The following is a 15,315-nucleotide window of genomic DNA, read 5'->3' on the forward strand; positions in this document are numbered from 1 at the left end:
TGATCAGGCCATCTTGGCGTATTTGTCCACCAGCCGGTCGGCGGTTTCGACCAGCATCTTGCCGTCGAACCCCTTCTTGTTCAGGGTGTCGATCCACTGCGCGGTCAGCGGCGCCACGGTATCGCGCCAGCGTTTGGCCTCGGCCACCGAAATCGTGGTGAAGGTGGCGCCGGCCTTTTCGCACAGGCTGCGGCCGAACGCATCGCCGGCATCGAAATCGGCGCCGAATTTCCGCGCCATCGCCGCGCCGGAATTGGCATCGATCACCTTGCGCAGATCGTCCGGCAGCTTCTCGTATTTCTGCAGGTTCATGGCGAAGACCATCGGCACCGTGTAGAAATTGCGGCCGCCCTTGGCGACTTCGGCGAAACAGTTGGCCAGCTCGTGCAGCTTGAAGGCCGGCACGATCTCGTAGGGCAGCGCCACGCCATCGGCGACGCCCTTGGACAGATTCTGCGCCACTTCGGTGACCGGGAAGAACACGCCGTTGGCGCCCATCATGGAGATCGCCTCGGTGATGATCTGGTTGCCGCCGCGGATGCGCAGGCCCTTCAGATCCTCCATCTTCTCGATCTTCTTGCCCTTGGTCATGAACAGGCCGGGACTCTGCGCCCACCAGGCGATCGGCTTGCAGAAGGCGAATTCCTTGGCGCCCACGGTATTCATGTATTCGTGAATCGACTGGCTGGTCTGCGTCGAGTTGGTGATCAAGAACGGCAGCGTCCAGGTCTCCAGCACCGGATAGCGGCCGGGCTGGTAATGCGGCAGGGCCCAGACGAAATCGGCGCCGCCGCCTTTCAGCTGGTCGAGCAGCTCGGGCGGCTTGCCGCCCAGCGACATGGCTGGAAAAATCTGCACGTCGATGCGGCCGCCGGATTCCTTCATCACCTTCTCGGCCCAGGGCTGGAACATCGTCTTATGCGCGGTCGAGACCGGCGGCAGCATGTGATGCAGCCGCAGGGTCACCTCGGCGGCTTTCAGGTCGCGGATCACCGCCGGCGCGGCCACGGCCCCGCCGATCAGGGCGATGGCATGGCGGCGGCTGATCCGGCGCGCCTTTGCATGCCGGGAATCAGAAGACTGGGAATCCGAAGACAGGGTTTTGGTGGCAGTCGGGCTGCGTGTCATGGCTGTTTCCTCCGCTTGCGGTTTTTGCCGGCGCCCTGGCGCCGCCGCTTCACATCCGGAATTTACTATGACTAACAATAATTATGAATACAAATTATTTTCTGGCGTCACAATTTTTTGACGCTGCGGCGGCGCGGCTTTGCGGCCGGGGCGGCCGGCAGGAAGGGTTGCATCTGTTCGTTGGCGCGCCGCATCAGGTCGAGCAGCCAGTCGCGCAAGGCCTGCAGGGCCGGCCGCTCGGCATCGGTCCGGCGGCAGACGAACCAGTAGCCATGCTCGGCCGGCACCACGACCGGAAACGGCATGACCAGGCGCCCGCTGGCCAGGCGCGGCGCGATCAGCGGCACCACGGCCGGCGCGATGCCTAAGCCCTGCTCGGCCGCCTCGATCATCTGGGTGACGCTGTCGACCCAGACCTCGCGGCCCGCCGTCACGCCATCGATGCCGGCCGCCCGCAGCCAGCGCGGCCAGGCATCGGCGAAGGTGGACAGATGGATCAGCGTCTGGCCCCGCAGGTCGCGCGGGGCCTTCAGCCTTGCCGCCAGTTTCGGCGCGCAGACCAGGGTGGTGGCGAGATCGGTGATCTTCACCGCCGTCAGGCCGGGCCAGCGGCCATCGCCGTAGCGCACCGCGGCGTCGATCGCATCGCGGGCAAAATCGGCATGGCGCGGCGAGGATTCGACGAACAGCCGCAGGCCCGGCCGGCTTTCCAGGAATTCCGCCAGGTTGGGGATGATCCAGGTGGCGGCCACGTTGGGCACGGCCGACAGCCGCAGATCCTCGGCATGCGGCGTCTGGCCGATCCGCAGCGAGGCCTGCGCCACCTGGTCGAAGGCCTTGCGCACCGTGCTGAAATAATCCTGGCCGGCTTCGGTCAGGCGGATTTCGCGATTGAGCCGGCGGAACAGGCTGAGGCCCAGATGCTGCTCGATCTGCTTGACGCGATGGCTGATCGCCGAGGGCGTCAGGTTGAGCTCGGCGGCGGCCGCCTTGAAGCTTAAATGCCGGGCGGCGGCGTCGAAGGCCTCGAGGGCCAGCAGGGGCGGCAGGCGTTTGGCCATGGCGCCAGATTAGGCCGATTCAGCCGGATGGGAAGCCGTGACGTGGCGGCAGCCCCTGCCGCAGCGGCAACGGTCAGAGCATCTTCGGATCGAGCTTGGCGCGGTAGCAGGCGGCCGTCAGCGTATTCTGCAGCAGGCAGGCGATCGTCATCGGACCAACCCCGCCGGGCACCGGCGTGATCACGCCGGCGACCTCGACGGCGGAGGCATAATGCACGTCGCCGATCAGCTTGGTCTTGCCGTCGTCTTTCGGTACGCGGTTGATGCCCACATCGATCACGGCAGCACCACGCTTGAGCCATTCGCCGCGCACCATCTCGGGCCGGCCCACGGCGGCGATCACGATATCGGCCTGTTTGCAGAGCGCGGGCAGGTCGCGGGAGCGTGAATGGGCGATCGTCACCGTGGCATTGCCGGCCAGCAGCAGGCCGGCGACCGGGCGGCCCACGAGAATCGAGCGGCCGATCACCAGCGCGTTGGCGCCGGCGACGTCCACGCCCGCTTTCTCCAGCAGGATCATGCAGCCCAGCGGCGTGCAGGGCGTGAGCGCCTCCATGCCCTGGGCCAGCTTGCCGGCATTCACCGGATGCAGGCCATCAACATCCTTCGCCGGGTCGATCGCCTCGATGATCGCCTGGGTGTCGATATGCTTAGGGAGGGGCATCTGCACCAGGATGCCGTCCACGGCGGGATCGGCATTCAGCCGCGCCACCACGTTGAGCAGGTCGCGCTGGCTGGTGCTTTCGGGCAGCTTGATTTCATCAGAGACCATGCCGGCCTCGCGCGTCTGCACGCCCTTGTTGCGCACATAGACTTCCGAGGCCGGATCGGTGCCGACCAGCACCACGGTCAGGCCCGGCAGGCGGCCGGTTTTCGCCTGAAAGCGCTTCACCCGCGCCGCCACCTCTTCGCGCAAAGCCGCCGCTACCGCCTTGCCGTCCAGAATGATCGTCATGCCGTCACCTCTTCGTGAATGTGGCAAGCCAGGCGATCAGCGCCGCTTCCAGCGCGGCCGGATCGCCGGCGATGTGGATCTGCTTGTGCCGGTCGGTGGCGCCGGCGACGATCTCGAAATCCCGCCCCGGCAGTTTAAGGCTTTTCGCCAGCAGCTTCAGCAGGGCGGCATTGGCCTTGCCGTCTTCCGGCACGGCGGTGACGCGGGCGGCCAGCTCCATGCCTCCGTCGGCGGTGGGTTTCACGCCCTCGACGGCGTCGCGGCCACCCTTGGGCGTGAGGCGCACGAACAGCCGCAGGCCGCCGGCCTGGCGTTTCCAGGGCTGGGGCGGGTCGCCCGGGGCAGGCCGGGCCGTCAGGCCAGGTATTCCCACAGCAGGTTGCGGATGAAGATCAGCAGCAGGATCAGCACCACCGGCGACAGGTCGATGCCGCCCAGGTTGGGCAGGATGCGGCGGATCGGCCGCAGCACCGGCTCGGTGATGCGATAGAGGAAATCGCCGATCGCGTAGACCACGCGGTTGCGCGTGTTGATCACGTTGAAGGCGACGAGCCAGCTCAGGATGGCCGAGGCGATCAGCACCCACATATAGAGGTTCAGCACCATATCGATCAGGACGATCAGCGAATGCACGTAACCCTCCGGGAGCGGCGGACCAGACCGGGCCGGACCGGGCCGCGGATGCGGCGGCCGGGCGGCGAGGCCATGGTCAGAGCGACACCGGGGAGTGATACCGGCAGGCGGGCGGAAACGCAACCGAGCGGCCGCCCGCCCGGGCGTAAATATGGGGACAACCACCGGGCCGCAAATGCCCGGCCGGATTGCGGAAACGGCGCGGCGCCCGGCGCCGGCCGGGCCCGGCCGGGCGGCATTTTGGCCCCTGAGGGTGTGGACAAAGCCCGGCCCGTTTGCTACTTGCTACCCGCCCGGCCGGGACCTTTGCGAAGTCCCCCTAAAATCTTACGGCCGGCGCGCCGGCTTGGGGCCGTAGCTCAGATGGGAGAGCGCCTCGTTCGCAATGAGGAGGTCAGGGGTTCGATTCCCCTCGGCTCCACCAATTTCACACGGATCAATGCTTTAGCGGCTGCTGCCTGGCGACTGTTACACATGGTTGCTACACAGAGGCAGGCGCATGGCGCTCTCCACGAATCTTGTACGGCGCGGCGGCATCTATTATTTCCGGTGCCGCGTCCCCAACGATCTCGTTGCCAGGCTCGGGCGGACTGAACTCAGCCGCTCTCTGGCCACTGCGAACCCGGACGTAGCCCGCCGGCGCGGTCGCTGGGCGGCGCATCTGGTTGAACAGGTCTGGTTACTGGTCCGCGAGTGCATGAGCCCCGAGCAGATTGACGACGTGATCCGCCGCTGGTTGAAGGCGGAGCTTGATAAAGACGAAGTGGCGCGAACCAACACGGCTTTTGCCGGGGATTATGCCGCTCGTCATGGCGTTGACGTCAAAGCCGTCGCCCGCGAAATGATCGGGTCGGATGCGGCGGCGCAGATGGACGAGTGGCAGCGCCATGCCCTGGACGCCCGATGGGAAGAAGCCCAGCCCTGGGCCAACACCATCATCCGCGACCAGGGGCTGCCCATAGAGAAAGGCTCGGACAATTACCGGCTTCTCTGCCTACGCCTGCTGCCCGCCCTCGCCGATTTCCATGGCATTCGGTTGGAACGCTCCGAAGGCAACTGGAGCCACCAGATCGCGCTGCCCTCCGCGCCCATGGTCGCCCCCGAGCTTCTACCTTCTCCCAAAAAAGGCGGCCAACCACTAAAGGATGCGATTGGCGAGTACCTGACGAGCCTTAAGCGCCCAAATGGGCCGATTGAAAAACGCATCATGGAAATCAGGGGGTCCCTGAACCTGTTTTCTGGTTGGTTGGGAGAGGACACCGCCATTACGGCAGTAGATCGCGCGACCATGGGGCGCTTCCTGATGGCGCTGGAGAAGTTGCCGCCCAACTGGACCAAGCGCTTCAAGGGCAAGACCATCCATGAGGTTCTCGAAGCCATCGAGGGCTCCGGGGAGAAGCCACTGCGCTCGAACACCATTAATGGACATTTGGGCGTTCTGACAGGTTTCTTTGACTGGTGCATTTCTACCGGCCAACTTGAAGCCGGCACCAATCCCGCAGTCGGCATTCGGGCAAAAGGCGGACACGATACCGCTCCTGAGAACCAACGAGCGTCCTTCACCGCAGAGGAAGTTCACACGCTGTTCCAATCGCCACTATATACCGGTTGCCGCAGCGAACGGTTTGCCACAACTCCAGGAACTCAAAAGCCCCGTAACTGGAAATTCTGGATTTTGCTGATCGCGGTCTTTACCGGCACGAGGATCAGTGAAATCTGTCAGTTGCGGCCGGAAGACATCCGTGAAGTCCACGGGGTTTGGTGTTTCAGGTTCAACACCAAGGCAGGAAAGCGCCTAAAGACCAAGGCAAGCACTCGTGATCTCCCAATTCATCACGAACTGGTCAAGATAGGCTTACTAAAACTCGCTCAATCCCGGAAAGGGCAAAAGGAACTGTTACCTGATGTACCAGAGGCCGTTTACGGAGTTCCTGGGCATAAGCCATCGCGATGGGGCATTCGCTACCTCACCCGCATTCTCGGTAAAACAAACGAGGATGGGGAGAAATATGTGAACCACGGATTGCGTCATACGATGGAGACAAAGTTGCGAGAAACGGAAGGCGTGGAGGAGTGGATGCAGCACGCCATCATGGGGCACAAGTACCACCATATTAGCGATCGCTACGGCAAGAAGCCGGTCCAGCGACTCGCCGCTGCAATGCAACGGGTGGATTTCGGGGTGGACTTTTCGCACCTCTACTTGGAAGGCGAGGAACAACCAACTCGTGAGTCATAATTTATGAGTCATAAGTTTATGACTCATAAGTTTATGGCTTTTGGACTTTCTTACGTGTCGTGGAAAGAAAGTCGAGGCCAATCCTTAAAACCTGCCCATCATCCGATTGCCTGCTTTTCCAGGAAAATTCCGGCCGCGCCTGAAAGAGCCGCTCATAAAGCATTGATTTTCCATGGGCCGGATTTGGGTATTTTTGATGGGGTTTTCGGCGCTTTCCGAGCACGCTCAAAAATAAAATCGGGTCTCAACTCTCATAAAAAAACACGGCCTAATGCCTACCCGTTCCTATTCCAACTGATGCCAGGAACGGGATCGGTTGGCGACCCGGATGCGGAATAGAGGGCCATGAAGTCCGACTACGCGATCATCATCGAGCGCACCGCCTTCGAGGTGGCATTGTCGACCATGGTGACGGGCCACCGGCAGGCCCTCCGCGATCCCCACTGGTGTATGCTGCTGTCGCATGCATCCGGCCTCCAGGTCGAGACCGCCTGGCTGACAGCAACATTGGAGGGCGACGGGCAATGGTCCCGGCCTGTCAGGGCCGCCGCCCGCCTGCTGCTTCCCCTGGCCGGCAGGCTTGGATCGGCACCAAGCCTCCGCCTGCTGTATGTCTCGGAGCGGCTGTTCATCGATGGCCTGCCCGTGGAGGCCATGGACATGGGCATGTTCCGCCCGGCCTTTACCTCAGGGACGCGGATGCGGGCAGCCGTCCAGCGACAGCTCTTCCGTCCGGAGGCCCTGACGGGCAGGAAAGCCTCCTGGCACATCCAGGCGCCGCTCGCCTCCCTGCCGCTGTTCAGTGCGGACATGGGCGCAGAGATGGCCGGCAACCTGCCGGAGGAAGACCTGTGATCCTGACCGACACTTGGGCCGGCCTGATCGATCCGCCCAAACCATTCGGCGACAACGAAGCCGAATGGCTGCACTTCATCGACGACCTGAAGTCGCTGCCCCAGTGTTCCTTCATCGTGCAGTCAGAACTCTATGCTGCCCGCGAGCAGCTGAGGGACATACGGGCGAGGCAGCGTGGGCAGCAACCGCCCAGATGGACGCCGCGCCTGGTCGAGACCCAGCTGGAACTGCCGTTCTGAGGGGGTAGCACCACACGCGGCCGTTTCACCCAGGCTGCATCCATGACAGGATGCCCTCGGCGGGCGATACCGGCGTGCGTTTTGGACGTGCAAGGCCAGGCTCAACCTGGGCATCGGCCCCTCCGGACGGCCCGCCAACCATCTTCCGTGCTGCCTTCTGCTGAAGGCCAGTGTTGCGCCATATGGGATGGCTGGTAAGCGCGTTTATTTCGTCTTACAGCGCTTCCATGACGCTACCCGTTGGCGCCCTAGCCAATTGAGACCGGATGCGCCCAGCGCTCATATCATCGCCGGGAAATCGATAAGCCGACCTTTTAAGGTTAGAGGCTTAGGAAGGCCGGGACACCCTCACCACCCGCATGCAGGCAAACCAATCCTTCTAGGACCTCCACTTTTAGGCGCCGTCGCATTTGAGAGGCCTATTTACCCATTTGGGATTTCCGGGTCTGTGTGCCTCGCCCGTCTCAGTACTGGTCGCACCGGCGCGGTGTTGCGGAGTAAGCCGCCAGACAATCAGCACGACGCCTGTTGCGAGCCTCCTGCTCAGGCGTCTGCTCCTCCGTACCGGCGGCCTGGGGATTGCTCACCTGTCCAATCTTACGCTCCGGTAGCAGCGGCTTCCCCGCCGCTCTCTTGCCTTCGATCTCCTCCACAGTCTTTTCCAGCGCCAGGAAGCGCGAGGCGGTGTCCGGATGTGTCGTTCCGTGGGCGATGGCATTGGGGTTCTGCACGGCCATTTTGCGCCAGAACTTAGGGGCATCCTTGATCCCAAAACCCGCCTTGGCAGCATAGTACATGCCCACATAGTCCGCCTCGGCCTCGAACTCCTGGGAGAAGGCCATGGCGCCCATGCGGCCGAAAGTGCTCGTCATATCGATTCCAGTGGCACCACCAATCACAGCCCCCAACAGCATGCCGGCAAACTGGTTGCCCTTCTGCTTATCGACGTGATCCTCGACGTTGTGGGCCATCTCGTGGCCCATCACCAGGGCGAGTTCATCGTCGGTGCTGGCATACTGCATCATGCCGGTGGTGAAGATGATGTCTGCGCCCGTGGCAAAGGCGTTCACCATGCTCTGGTTGACCACCTTCAGGCCATATCCGCACTGGCGCACGCGGGGCACCACCACGTCGATCTCCTTGCCGCTGCGCAGGACGGTCATGTTGACCGGACCCTCGCCGGCGGGTGCGAACTTGGCAATGTCGGCCGCGCAGCTGACGGGCTTGCCCTCGACCTTGGTCACGAAGTCCCCGATCTGAACAGCGTCGGCGGCCGAATAGAACACCATCGGGTGATCCACGATCAGGTTATAGACCTTGATGGCTGCGATCAGCTCGTTGCCCTTGAACGACTGCTTTTCGGTGGTGTGGACGCCCATCAGCGCCCGGACATTAGGGCAGCTATCGACGTTCGCGCGGGCGATGCGCGTATAGATTCGATGTGCCCGCTCAGTGTGCCGGCGGTTGTCCTCCAGCACCAGCTCGAACTGCTTCTGCTGCTCCAGGTCCCGATCGGCCACCGATACGGTCGGCGTGTTGGTGGTCGGCGCACAGGCGGCAAAAGCGAGGGTTACGCCAAGTAGCCAGAACCGCCTCATATCCGCATTTCCCTCTGAAGCGGCCGACTCCAGGTCTTGGTTGAGGGCTGTGGTGGACAGGCAAGACTGAATACAAGGACGATAATTCCCATAAGTGTCAGACTTTCCTTGGCGATTCGGCAATATAAAGGGAATATATGCCCTTAATTTACTCGCTGCAAGGTGGTGCTTTCCATGGATGAAGGCCCGCAAAATTGTGGCATGGAACCTCCGACGCATCCGCGTCGAGAGGGAATTGACGATGGACGAACTGGCCGTGGATGCCGGTGTCGATTCCTCGTTTGTCGCCCGCATTGAACGGGGCGTCGTCAACAGCAGCATCGACACACTGGAGCGCCTGACCGACGCCCTCAAGGTCAGGCTGATGGAACTGTTCGTTGAGCCGCTACCGGGCGCGCCGAAACCATCCACGATGAAAAGAGGGCGCCGCCCTTCCCGGACTGAACGTCAAAAGCCTTGAACGTCAGGGCCATCCAAGTTGGATGCCGGAAGCGATCTGCCGACCTTTTAAGGATAAGACGCTGAGGAAGGCCGCCACACCCTCACCACCCTCCTGCAAGGCATCATCCGTTTCTAGGACTTCCATTTCCCCGCAGCCGAAAGGCGCCCCTCAGCAAGATCGACAGCCGCAGCTTTGGCCCATAGGCTAAGCCGGCTTTAATCGGGGGTGTTTAAGATGTCGATCTCAGCCGAGAAGCAGGATGGCCGTTTGGTCGTCACCCTGCCGGAGGAAGCGCTGGAAGCTGCCGAGGCTGTTTCGCTTCTGGAGACGTTTGCAAAGCTTGGCGCAGAGCAACGATCGACCTTCCTCCAGTCTTTGATGGAAGGTGGGCGGGATGCAGGCCGCGACAAGACTGATCCGATGGTCGGCCTGTCCCCCGAGCAGCGCCGCTATGTCGGTCTCCAGATCAAGGCACTGCGTGAGCGCGATCCAGGCGCCGAGGAATTCACGGACGCCGATCTGTATGCCCTGACCGAAGCGCAGCGGCTGCGCATACCCCTGACGGCCCGTCAGCGTCTGACGCTGATACAATATTATGTCGATCGAGAGCGGTTCAGTCCGCCTCCACCGCCCCGTGGTGGGGGAACTGGCTCACAGGCCATGAACCGAATGGCCGCTCTGGCCCGAACACTCCGCAAAAAGGCATAGTCTTTTTCCGATGTGTATTTTCGGTTGCAAACCATAAGGCTCATCACTACCGTTCGGCCATGTCTGCTGTCGAGCCGCTCTACGTCACTGCCGAAAACGCCCTGGTCAGGGTCGACCGCATGCCCCTGGAAGAGATGCTGGCATGCAATGGCAAGTTCAGCCTCGCCCATGCGCTCTGGCAACGCGACCACGCCGAAGATCAAGCGGTGCCGTTTGCTGAGGAGATGCGGCGGCTGTTCGGGCCGGACCCGGCCCATGTCATCGATACGACGGCGCACAGCCTGCTTGCCTGGCGGATCATCGACTTCGATCACCACCCCTTCGTGCTCGACGGCGAGGACGCCAGCAATCTGCATCTCGGTGCCATCCGTCAGGCGCCGGCCAGGATCGCCGCCGAACAGACCTATGCCGTGGTGGTCGCCGAGCGGATGCCCGCCTGCTTCACGGTCTCGATGAGCATCCGTGTCTATCAACGGGCAATGTTCCCCTTCCTCGACCTGACCGGCCAGGTCTCCCGCGTCGTGACGCTGATACGGCCGCTGACGGCGGGTGTGCCGCTCGCGGCCGTATCGCACTGATAGTCACGCTGCAATCGTCTGTTCAGGCGCCAGCATGGCCGGCACAGGTCCGGCCTCGATCTGCGCCAGCATGCCGGCACGATCGATCTGGGTCGTGTACATCCGGGCAAAGCGCCCGACCGCGCCGATCCACCCATCCATCGCCAGGTCAGCCCTGGCATAGCCGTAGCCATCGACGCGGAGCGGTATGCCGCTGCGGTACAGGTTCTCGTAGACCAGGCCGCAATGGTAATCGACGCCGTAGCGCTTGATGCTGATGGCGCGGATCAGATGGGTCAGCAGATAGGCCAGGCGCTGGCTGCGATAGGCTTCCGCCACCACCAGACCGCCGTGATGGCCGATCCGGCCGGTCCAGTTGCACTCGCGCGGCAGCAGTATCTTGGTCGTGCCCAGCGGCCCCAGCTTTTCCGAAAACAGGCGACCGCTGCGCAGCCAGTCGATCCAGCCGCCACGCCCGGTCTCGATCAGCCGGAAGGCGATCACTGCCGCGACCTCGCTGGTCTTGCACATCTGGTGGGCGGGATGGTTGGGGATGGTGGAAAGCCGCAACCAGTATTGCGGCCCGCCAGGGGCGAAGTCGTGGTGGGCTGGGTCGAAGCTCGGGTTGATCCCGACAATGCCGGGCATCCCCTCCAGGCATCGCCGCCAGCGCGACAGGTCCGGGTCCTGCTCCACGAAGAAACCCCGGGCGTTCAGGGCTTCCAGCAGAAGATCGATGTACTGGTCGGTGGTGCTTCTACGGCGCATGGGCGTCTCCTTGGTTGGCCTGCGCCGCCACTCTAGCTGGAGGCTTCGCCCATAGGTGGTGAATCATGGCTGAGAGGGTGAGGCTGTTTGCAAAGAGCCACCCCACAGATCATTGCCAATGAAGACAAGAATTTAAACGACTTTTCGGTATTGCCGGAGATCAGGGTTTGGTCTGCGGCAGCCGATGCCCAAATCCTTCACATGCACGTTTCCGGATGCCTGGGAGGGGAGGTTGACATTCCTGTCGGTGCTGATTAGTTAGTTATCACTTACTAACTATAGACGGTATCCATGCGCACCCGCAAACCCGCCGAAACCCGCAAGACCGAGATCGTCGACGCCACTTTGCGCCTGGCCGATGAGCTTGGTCCGGAACGGCTTTCGACCGAAGCCGTCGCCAATGTCGTCGGCCTGACCCAACCGGGCATATTCCGGCATTTCCCCACGAAACAGGATTTGTGGAGCGCGGTCGCCGAGCGCATCGGCACAATGATGGAGACGCGCTGGGCAAAGGCGCAGGAGGCGCGCGCTACGCCCTCCGAGCAGATCGGGAAACTGGTCACCGCGCAGCTACAGTTGATCCAGTCAACGCCGGCAATTCCCGCCATCCTGTTTTCACGGGAGCTGCACACCAAGAACAAGGTGCTGCGCAAAGCCTTCTTCGCGCTTCTGAGCCGTTTCCACCGTGTCGTTGCCGATCTGGCCGCGCGCGCGAAAGAGGCGGGGGAGTTGCGGGCCGATCTCGATCCTGACGATGCGGCTTACCTCATCATCGGCCTGATTCAGGGCCTCGCGGTGCGATGGTCGATCAGCGGCCGCGGCTTCGATCTGGCTCAGGAAGGCCGGCGCCTGCTGGAAATCCAATTGACCGCCCTGTCGGATCAGAAGGCGGCGAAACGCAAGGGGATGCAGCCATGAAGAAACGCTATCTTCTGGTTTCGCTTGGGCTCGTCGGAGCGATACTGGCGATCCTGTTGTTTGTCTTCATGCGCCCGCTGTCCGTTGTCGTCGCGGCGCCCGCCGAAAGCCAGCCGATACAGGTCTTCGGTCTCGGTACCGTGGAGGCGCGTATCACCTCCAAAATTGGCTTCGAGGTGGGAGCCGCGCTCGTCGAGCTGAATGCCGACCACGGCGACCAGGTGGAAAAGGGTAAGGTGCTGGCACGCCTGCATGACACCAAGCAGGTGGCCCGCCTCGCCAAGGCGACGGCGGGCGTCGTCAACGCCGAAGCGGCGCTGCGCAGGGCCGAGGCCGCCGTCGGCAAGGCCCGCGCCGTGCTCTCCCAGAAGAAGCAGGCAAACAGGCGCAAGCAGGCGCTTCTGGCGCGACAGACGGTCTCGGTCGAAACGGCTGAGGAGGCGCAGATGGGGGAGGATGTTGCTGCGGCCGAGCTGGCGGTGGCGGCCAGTGATGTCGCGGTAGCCAGGGCCGCGCTGGAAGACGCAAGGGCGCAGTATGAGTATGAAAAGGTCCTGCTCGACCATCATGTGCTGAAGGCGCCCTATGACGCCATCGTTGTGGCGCGTCATAAGGAGCTTGGCGCCGTCCTTACCCCGGGCGAGCCGCTATTCACCCTTGTAGCCCCGGAAACCGTCTGGGCGCTCGCCTATGTCGATGAGGCGCAGGCAGGCGGCATCCAGATCGGGCAGCCTGCCGACGTCCGGCTGCGGTCCCTGCCCCGGCAGATGTTCAAGGGCCATGTGACGCGGATCGATATTGAAAGCGACCGGGTCAGCGAAGAGCGCCGGGTCTACATAAGCTGCGACCGATGCCCCGAGACCTTTCACCTGGGCGAACAGGCGGAGATTTTCATCTCGACGGCCAGACTCGGCAAGGCACTGCTTGTCCCCGAAACAGCGATCGAGGGATATGACGGAAGCCAGGGAATGGTCTGGACGGTGGAAGACGGCGAATTGCGCCGCCGGCAGGTCACGTTCGGCCGCAGAACGCTCGACTCGCGCCTCGAAGTGATCGGCGGCCTGCCGGATGGCGCGCAGGTTGTCGCCATGCTCCGCCCAGGATTGCGGGAAGGCCGCGCCGCGAGGATTGCGGAAGGCGCAGCGTCATGAATCTCGCCTATCGGGACCTCCGGCACAATCTCGGCCGCTTCTTGCTGACCTGCTTCGGGCTGAGCCTGCTGCTTGGCGTGGTTCTCTCGATGATCGGCATCTACCGTGGCCTGGTCGAGGATGCCCTGACGCTCGTCCGCAGCCCGGCGGTCGATGTCTGGGTGGTGGAGTCCGGCACGCGAGGACCGTTTGCAGAGTCGTCGCGGATTCCGGGCGATACGCGGGAAGCGATCGCCCGCCTGCAGGGCGTGATTGCGGCGGGCAGCGTGAATTATCAATCGGTCGAAACCCTCCACCAGGGGGCAAAACGCCGTCTCTATGTTGTCGGCTACGAGCCGGGCCGCCCTGGCGGGCCTGACCGCGTCGTTTCCGGCAGGACCATCGGTCGCAGCCATTATGAGATGGTGGCCGACAGGCGCGCGGGCTTCGCCGTTGGCGATCGCGTGCCACTCGGACGGAACACCTTCACCGTCGTCGGCCTGACCGATGGGCAGGTGGCCTCGGGCGGCGATCCGGCGATCTTCATTACCCTGCTGGACTCGCAGGAATTGCAGTTCGAACTGGCGCCACCTGCCGCTCGTCGGGAGATCGCGCGGGGAAATGGCGGCGGCACCACCGATACGGTCAATGCCGTCATCGCCCGGGTTTCCCCGAATGCCTCTCCGGAAAGCGTGACCCTGGCGGCGCAGCGCTGGAAACACCTCGCGGCGATGACCCAGGCCGAACAGGAGATCGTCCTGACCCAGTCCGTGGTCGAAAGGGCGCGCAAGCAGATCGGCCTGTTCACGGCCATCCTGCTGGTCGTCTCGGCCGTCATCATCGCCCTGATCCTCTATACCATGACCATGGACAAAATCCGGGAGATCGCCACCCTCAAGCTGATTGGGGCGCCGGACCGCACGATCATCGGGCTGATCATGCAGCAGGCCCTTGCCATGGGAATGATAGGCTTCGGCTTCGGCGCGCTTCTGATCACGGCAGTCAAGGACTTCTTCCCGCGACGCGTGGTGCTGCAGCCCGAAGACGGGCTGGCGCTGGCGGCGGCCGTGCTGCTGGTCTGCATCCTTTCCAGCGGCCTCGGGGTCAGGCTTGCGCTGAAGGTCGACCCGGCAACGGCGCTGGGGGGCTGATCATGGCCGATCCGGCACCGCAATCCCCCCTTGTCCATATCCGCAATGTATCGAAGCATTTCGGGGAGGGCGAAACGCGCGTTGACGCCCTGCGCAATGTATCGATTGAGGTCTATCCGGGCCAGGTCGTCGCCCTGCTCGGCCCCAGCGGCTCCGGAAAGACCACGCTACTGAACGTCATCGGCTGCATCCTGGAGCCGAGCAGCGGCTGGGTAAAGCTGGACAACGAGATTGTCTATGACGGGCGCTGGCTGCGCTCCGACCTGCGCCGGCTACGACTGGAGAAGATCGGGTTCATCTTCCAGTTTCACAACCTGCTGCCTTTCCTGAACAGCATCGACAATGTCGCCGTGGTGCTCAACCTTGCGGGCTATGACGCCGAGGAAGCGAAACGCCGGGCCGGCGAGCTTCTGGATTACCTGGAGGTCGGTCACCGCAAGGATGCCATGCCCGCCAAGCTCTCCGGAGGCGAAGCCCAGCGTGTGGCGATTGCCCGGGCCCTGGCGAACCGCCCCCGAATAATCCTGGCCGACGAGCCGACCGCAGCGCTTGATTCGCAGAGGGCCGGGATCGTCATGGACCTCTTGCGCAAGGTTGCTGCCGAACAGCAGGCGGCCATCCTTGCCGTCACGCATGACGAGAAAATCTTCAATCGGTTCGACCATATCTTCCATCTGCGGGACGGCCGCCTGGAAACGTAGCAGGGTTCAGGCAGGGGCAGCTCTATGCCTCCTTGGACTGACACGGGAACCGGTCCACGCCTGTTCAGGTGGGCGGAGTTGGCCTGTCTGTCTTTGGCTTCCAGTGCCACAAGCGGCCAATTCCGGGGAAACCGACCCCGGCGTCGGATAAGTACAGTTCCCATCATTTCTCCAACCGACATCCCGCGTTTCCATGGGCATCTTCAGAGGCGTCACAGACATCAGCCTCAAC

At 63.0% G+C, this 15,315-nt stretch carries 18 protein-coding genes and 1 tRNA gene; 12 read left to right on the forward strand and 7 right to left on the reverse strand.

Annotated elements, in window-relative coordinates:
- Positions 1 to 3 precede the first annotated feature (3 nt).
- From Q1J79_RS01560 to Q1J79_RS01580, 5 genes are all read right to left on the reverse strand, one after another.
- The gene (locus Q1J79_RS01560) at positions 4 to 1,128 is read right to left on the reverse strand and encodes a TRAP transporter substrate-binding protein (protein WP_300295578.1); all 1,125 of its coding nucleotides are present in this window, start codon (positions 1,126 to 1,128) and stop codon (positions 4 to 6) included.
- A 107-nt stretch (positions 1,129 to 1,235) separates the two neighbouring features.
- Positions 1,236 to 2,189: a transcriptional regulator GcvA gene (gene gcvA, locus Q1J79_RS01565; RefSeq protein WP_300295579.1), complete on the reverse strand. Its 954-nt coding sequence runs from the start codon at positions 2,187 to 2,189 to the stop codon at positions 1,236 to 1,238.
- Positions 2,190 to 2,262: 73 nt separating this feature from the next.
- Positions 2,263 to 3,144: a bifunctional methylenetetrahydrofolate dehydrogenase/methenyltetrahydrofolate cyclohydrolase FolD gene (gene folD / locus Q1J79_RS01570; protein ID WP_300295581.1), complete on the reverse strand. Its 882-nt coding sequence runs from the start codon at positions 3,142 to 3,144 to the stop codon at positions 2,263 to 2,265.
- A gap of 4 nt (positions 3,145 to 3,148) precedes the next feature.
- Positions 3,149 to 3,517 (reverse strand): DUF167 family protein, encoded by a 369-nt coding sequence (locus Q1J79_RS01575; RefSeq protein ID WP_367182942.1) that lies wholly within the window; start codon positions 3,515 to 3,517, stop codon positions 3,149 to 3,151.
- Positions 3,499 to 3,777: a YggT family protein gene (locus tag Q1J79_RS01580; RefSeq protein WP_300295583.1), complete on the reverse strand. Its 279-nt coding sequence runs from the start codon at positions 3,775 to 3,777 to the stop codon at positions 3,499 to 3,501. The genes Q1J79_RS01575 and Q1J79_RS01580 overlap by 19 nt, the downstream gene beginning before the upstream one ends.
- A gap of 348 nt (positions 3,778 to 4,125) precedes the next feature.
- On the opposite strand from Q1J79_RS01580, the gene Q1J79_RS01585 reads away from it, so the two are divergent.
- The 5 genes from Q1J79_RS01585 to Q1J79_RS01605 all read left to right on the forward strand — a co-directional run bounded on the left by Q1J79_RS01585 (position 4,126) and on the right by Q1J79_RS01605 (position 7,110).
- Positions 4,126 to 4,201: transfer RNA gene (locus Q1J79_RS01585), tRNA-Ala, on the forward strand.
- Between the two features lie 75 nt (positions 4,202 to 4,276).
- Positions 4,277 to 6,016: a site-specific integrase gene (locus tag Q1J79_RS01590; RefSeq protein WP_300295585.1), complete on the forward strand. Its 1,740-nt coding sequence runs from the start codon at positions 4,277 to 4,279 to the stop codon at positions 6,014 to 6,016.
- A gap of 3 nt (positions 6,017 to 6,019) precedes the next feature.
- Positions 6,020 to 6,355 (forward strand): hypothetical protein, encoded by a 336-nt coding sequence (locus Q1J79_RS01595; RefSeq protein WP_300295587.1) that lies wholly within the window; start codon positions 6,020 to 6,022, stop codon positions 6,353 to 6,355.
- 6 nt (positions 6,356 to 6,361) lie between these two features.
- A complete protein-coding gene (locus Q1J79_RS01600; protein ID WP_300295589.1) occupies positions 6,362 to 6,871 on the forward strand; it encodes a hypothetical protein in 510 nt (169 codons plus the stop codon).
- A complete protein-coding gene (locus Q1J79_RS01605; RefSeq protein WP_300295591.1) occupies positions 6,868 to 7,110 on the forward strand; it encodes a hypothetical protein in 243 nt (80 codons plus the stop codon). Before Q1J79_RS01600 ends, Q1J79_RS01605 begins: the two co-directional genes overlap by 4 nt.
- Positions 7,111 to 7,574: 464 nt before the next feature.
- On the opposite strand, the gene Q1J79_RS01610 is transcribed toward Q1J79_RS01605, so the two are convergent.
- Entirely contained in the window at positions 7,575 to 8,708 is a 1,134-nt protein-coding gene (locus Q1J79_RS01610; protein WP_300295592.1) for a M48 family metallopeptidase, read from the reverse strand.
- A 178-nt stretch (positions 8,709 to 8,886) separates the two neighbouring features.
- Here Q1J79_RS01610 and Q1J79_RS01615 point away from each other — a divergent pair, with 178 nt between their 5' ends.
- From Q1J79_RS01615 to Q1J79_RS01625, 3 genes are all read left to right on the forward strand, one after another.
- Positions 8,887 to 9,168, forward strand: coding sequence for a helix-turn-helix transcriptional regulator (locus Q1J79_RS01615; RefSeq protein ID WP_300295594.1), 282 nt, complete (start codon positions 8,887 to 8,889; stop codon positions 9,166 to 9,168).
- Positions 9,169 to 9,384: 216 nt separating this feature from the next.
- On the forward strand, positions 9,385 to 9,858 hold the full coding sequence (locus tag Q1J79_RS01620) for a hypothetical protein (protein ID WP_300295596.1): 474 nt from the start codon (positions 9,385 to 9,387) through the stop codon (positions 9,856 to 9,858).
- Between the two features lie 59 nt (positions 9,859 to 9,917).
- Positions 9,918 to 10,436, forward strand: coding sequence for a hypothetical protein (locus Q1J79_RS01625; protein WP_300295598.1), 519 nt, complete (start codon positions 9,918 to 9,920; stop codon positions 10,434 to 10,436).
- A gap of 3 nt (positions 10,437 to 10,439) precedes the next feature.
- On the opposite strand, the gene Q1J79_RS01630 is transcribed toward Q1J79_RS01625, so the two are convergent.
- Positions 10,440 to 11,183: a hypothetical protein gene (locus Q1J79_RS01630; protein WP_300295600.1), complete on the reverse strand. Its 744-nt coding sequence runs from the start codon at positions 11,181 to 11,183 to the stop codon at positions 10,440 to 10,442.
- Between the two features lie 291 nt (positions 11,184 to 11,474).
- On the opposite strand from Q1J79_RS01630, the gene Q1J79_RS01635 reads away from it, so the two are divergent.
- Genes Q1J79_RS01635 through Q1J79_RS01650 form a run of 4 tightly spaced genes read left to right on the forward strand, consistent with a single transcriptional unit; the run spans position 11,475 to position 15,083 of the window.
- Positions 11,475 to 12,101 carry a TetR/AcrR family transcriptional regulator gene (locus Q1J79_RS01635; RefSeq protein WP_300295602.1) on the forward strand — a complete coding sequence of 209 codons (627 nt, stop codon included), beginning with the start codon at positions 11,475 to 11,477 and terminating at the stop codon, positions 12,099 to 12,101.
- A complete protein-coding gene (locus tag Q1J79_RS01640; protein WP_300295604.1) occupies positions 12,098 to 13,252 on the forward strand; it encodes an efflux RND transporter periplasmic adaptor subunit in 1,155 nt (384 codons plus the stop codon). The genes Q1J79_RS01635 and Q1J79_RS01640 overlap by 4 nt, the downstream gene beginning before the upstream one ends.
- Entirely contained in the window at positions 13,249 to 14,382 is a 1,134-nt protein-coding gene (locus tag Q1J79_RS01645) for an ABC transporter permease (protein ID WP_300295605.1), read from the forward strand. Before Q1J79_RS01640 ends, Q1J79_RS01645 begins: the two co-directional genes overlap by 4 nt.
- A gap of 2 nt (positions 14,383 to 14,384) precedes the next feature.
- Entirely contained in the window at positions 14,385 to 15,083 is a 699-nt protein-coding gene (locus tag Q1J79_RS01650) for an ABC transporter ATP-binding protein (protein ID WP_300295607.1), read from the forward strand.
- The last annotated feature ends 232 nt before the right edge of the window (positions 15,084 to 15,315 follow it).

The organism is Ferrovibrio sp. (assembly GCF_029255545.1).
In the GTDB taxonomy this organism is placed as follows: Bacteria; Pseudomonadota; Alphaproteobacteria; order Ferrovibrionales; family Ferrovibrionaceae; genus Ferrovibrio.

What these genes read in the sequence shown, in the direction of transcription:
- Q1J79_RS01560 (WP_300295578.1), bottom strand. Translation starts at nt 1,128, where the DNA reads ATGACACGCAGCCCGACTGCCACCAAAACCCTGTCTTCGGATTCCCAG.
- gcvA (WP_300295579.1), bottom strand. Translation starts at nt 2,189, where the DNA reads ATGGCCAAACGCCTGCCGCCCCTGCTGGCCCTCGAGGCCTTCGACGCC.
- folD (WP_300295581.1), bottom strand. Translation starts at nt 3,144, where the DNA reads ATGACGATCATTCTGGACGGCAAGGCGGTAGCGGCGGCTTTGCGCGAA.
- Q1J79_RS01590 (WP_300295585.1), top strand. Translation starts at nt 4,277, where the DNA reads ATGGCGCTCTCCACGAATCTTGTACGGCGCGGCGGCATCTATTATTTC.
- Q1J79_RS01595 (WP_300295587.1), top strand. Translation starts at nt 6,020, where the DNA reads ATGAGTCATAAGTTTATGACTCATAAGTTTATGGCTTTTGGACTTTCT.
- Q1J79_RS01600 (WP_300295589.1), top strand. Translation starts at nt 6,362, where the DNA reads ATGAAGTCCGACTACGCGATCATCATCGAGCGCACCGCCTTCGAGGTG.
- Q1J79_RS01610 (WP_300295592.1), bottom strand. Translation starts at nt 8,708, where the DNA reads ATGAGGCGGTTCTGGCTACTTGGCGTAACCCTCGCTTTTGCCGCCTGT.
- Q1J79_RS01615 (WP_300295594.1), top strand. Translation starts at nt 8,887, where the DNA reads ATGAAGGCCCGCAAAATTGTGGCATGGAACCTCCGACGCATCCGCGTC.
- Q1J79_RS01620 (WP_300295596.1), top strand. Translation starts at nt 9,385, where the DNA reads ATGTCGATCTCAGCCGAGAAGCAGGATGGCCGTTTGGTCGTCACCCTG.
- Q1J79_RS01625 (WP_300295598.1), top strand. Translation starts at nt 9,918, where the DNA reads ATGTCTGCTGTCGAGCCGCTCTACGTCACTGCCGAAAACGCCCTGGTC.
- Q1J79_RS01630 (WP_300295600.1), bottom strand. Translation starts at nt 11,183, where the DNA reads ATGCGCCGTAGAAGCACCACCGACCAGTACATCGATCTTCTGCTGGAA.
- Q1J79_RS01635 (WP_300295602.1), top strand. Translation starts at nt 11,475, where the DNA reads ATGCGCACCCGCAAACCCGCCGAAACCCGCAAGACCGAGATCGTCGAC.
- Q1J79_RS01640 (WP_300295604.1), top strand. Translation starts at nt 12,098, where the DNA reads ATGAAGAAACGCTATCTTCTGGTTTCGCTTGGGCTCGTCGGAGCGATA.
- Q1J79_RS01645 (WP_300295605.1), top strand. Translation starts at nt 13,249, where the DNA reads ATGAATCTCGCCTATCGGGACCTCCGGCACAATCTCGGCCGCTTCTTG.
- Q1J79_RS01650 (WP_300295607.1), top strand. Translation starts at nt 14,385, where the DNA reads ATGGCCGATCCGGCACCGCAATCCCCCCTTGTCCATATCCGCAATGTA.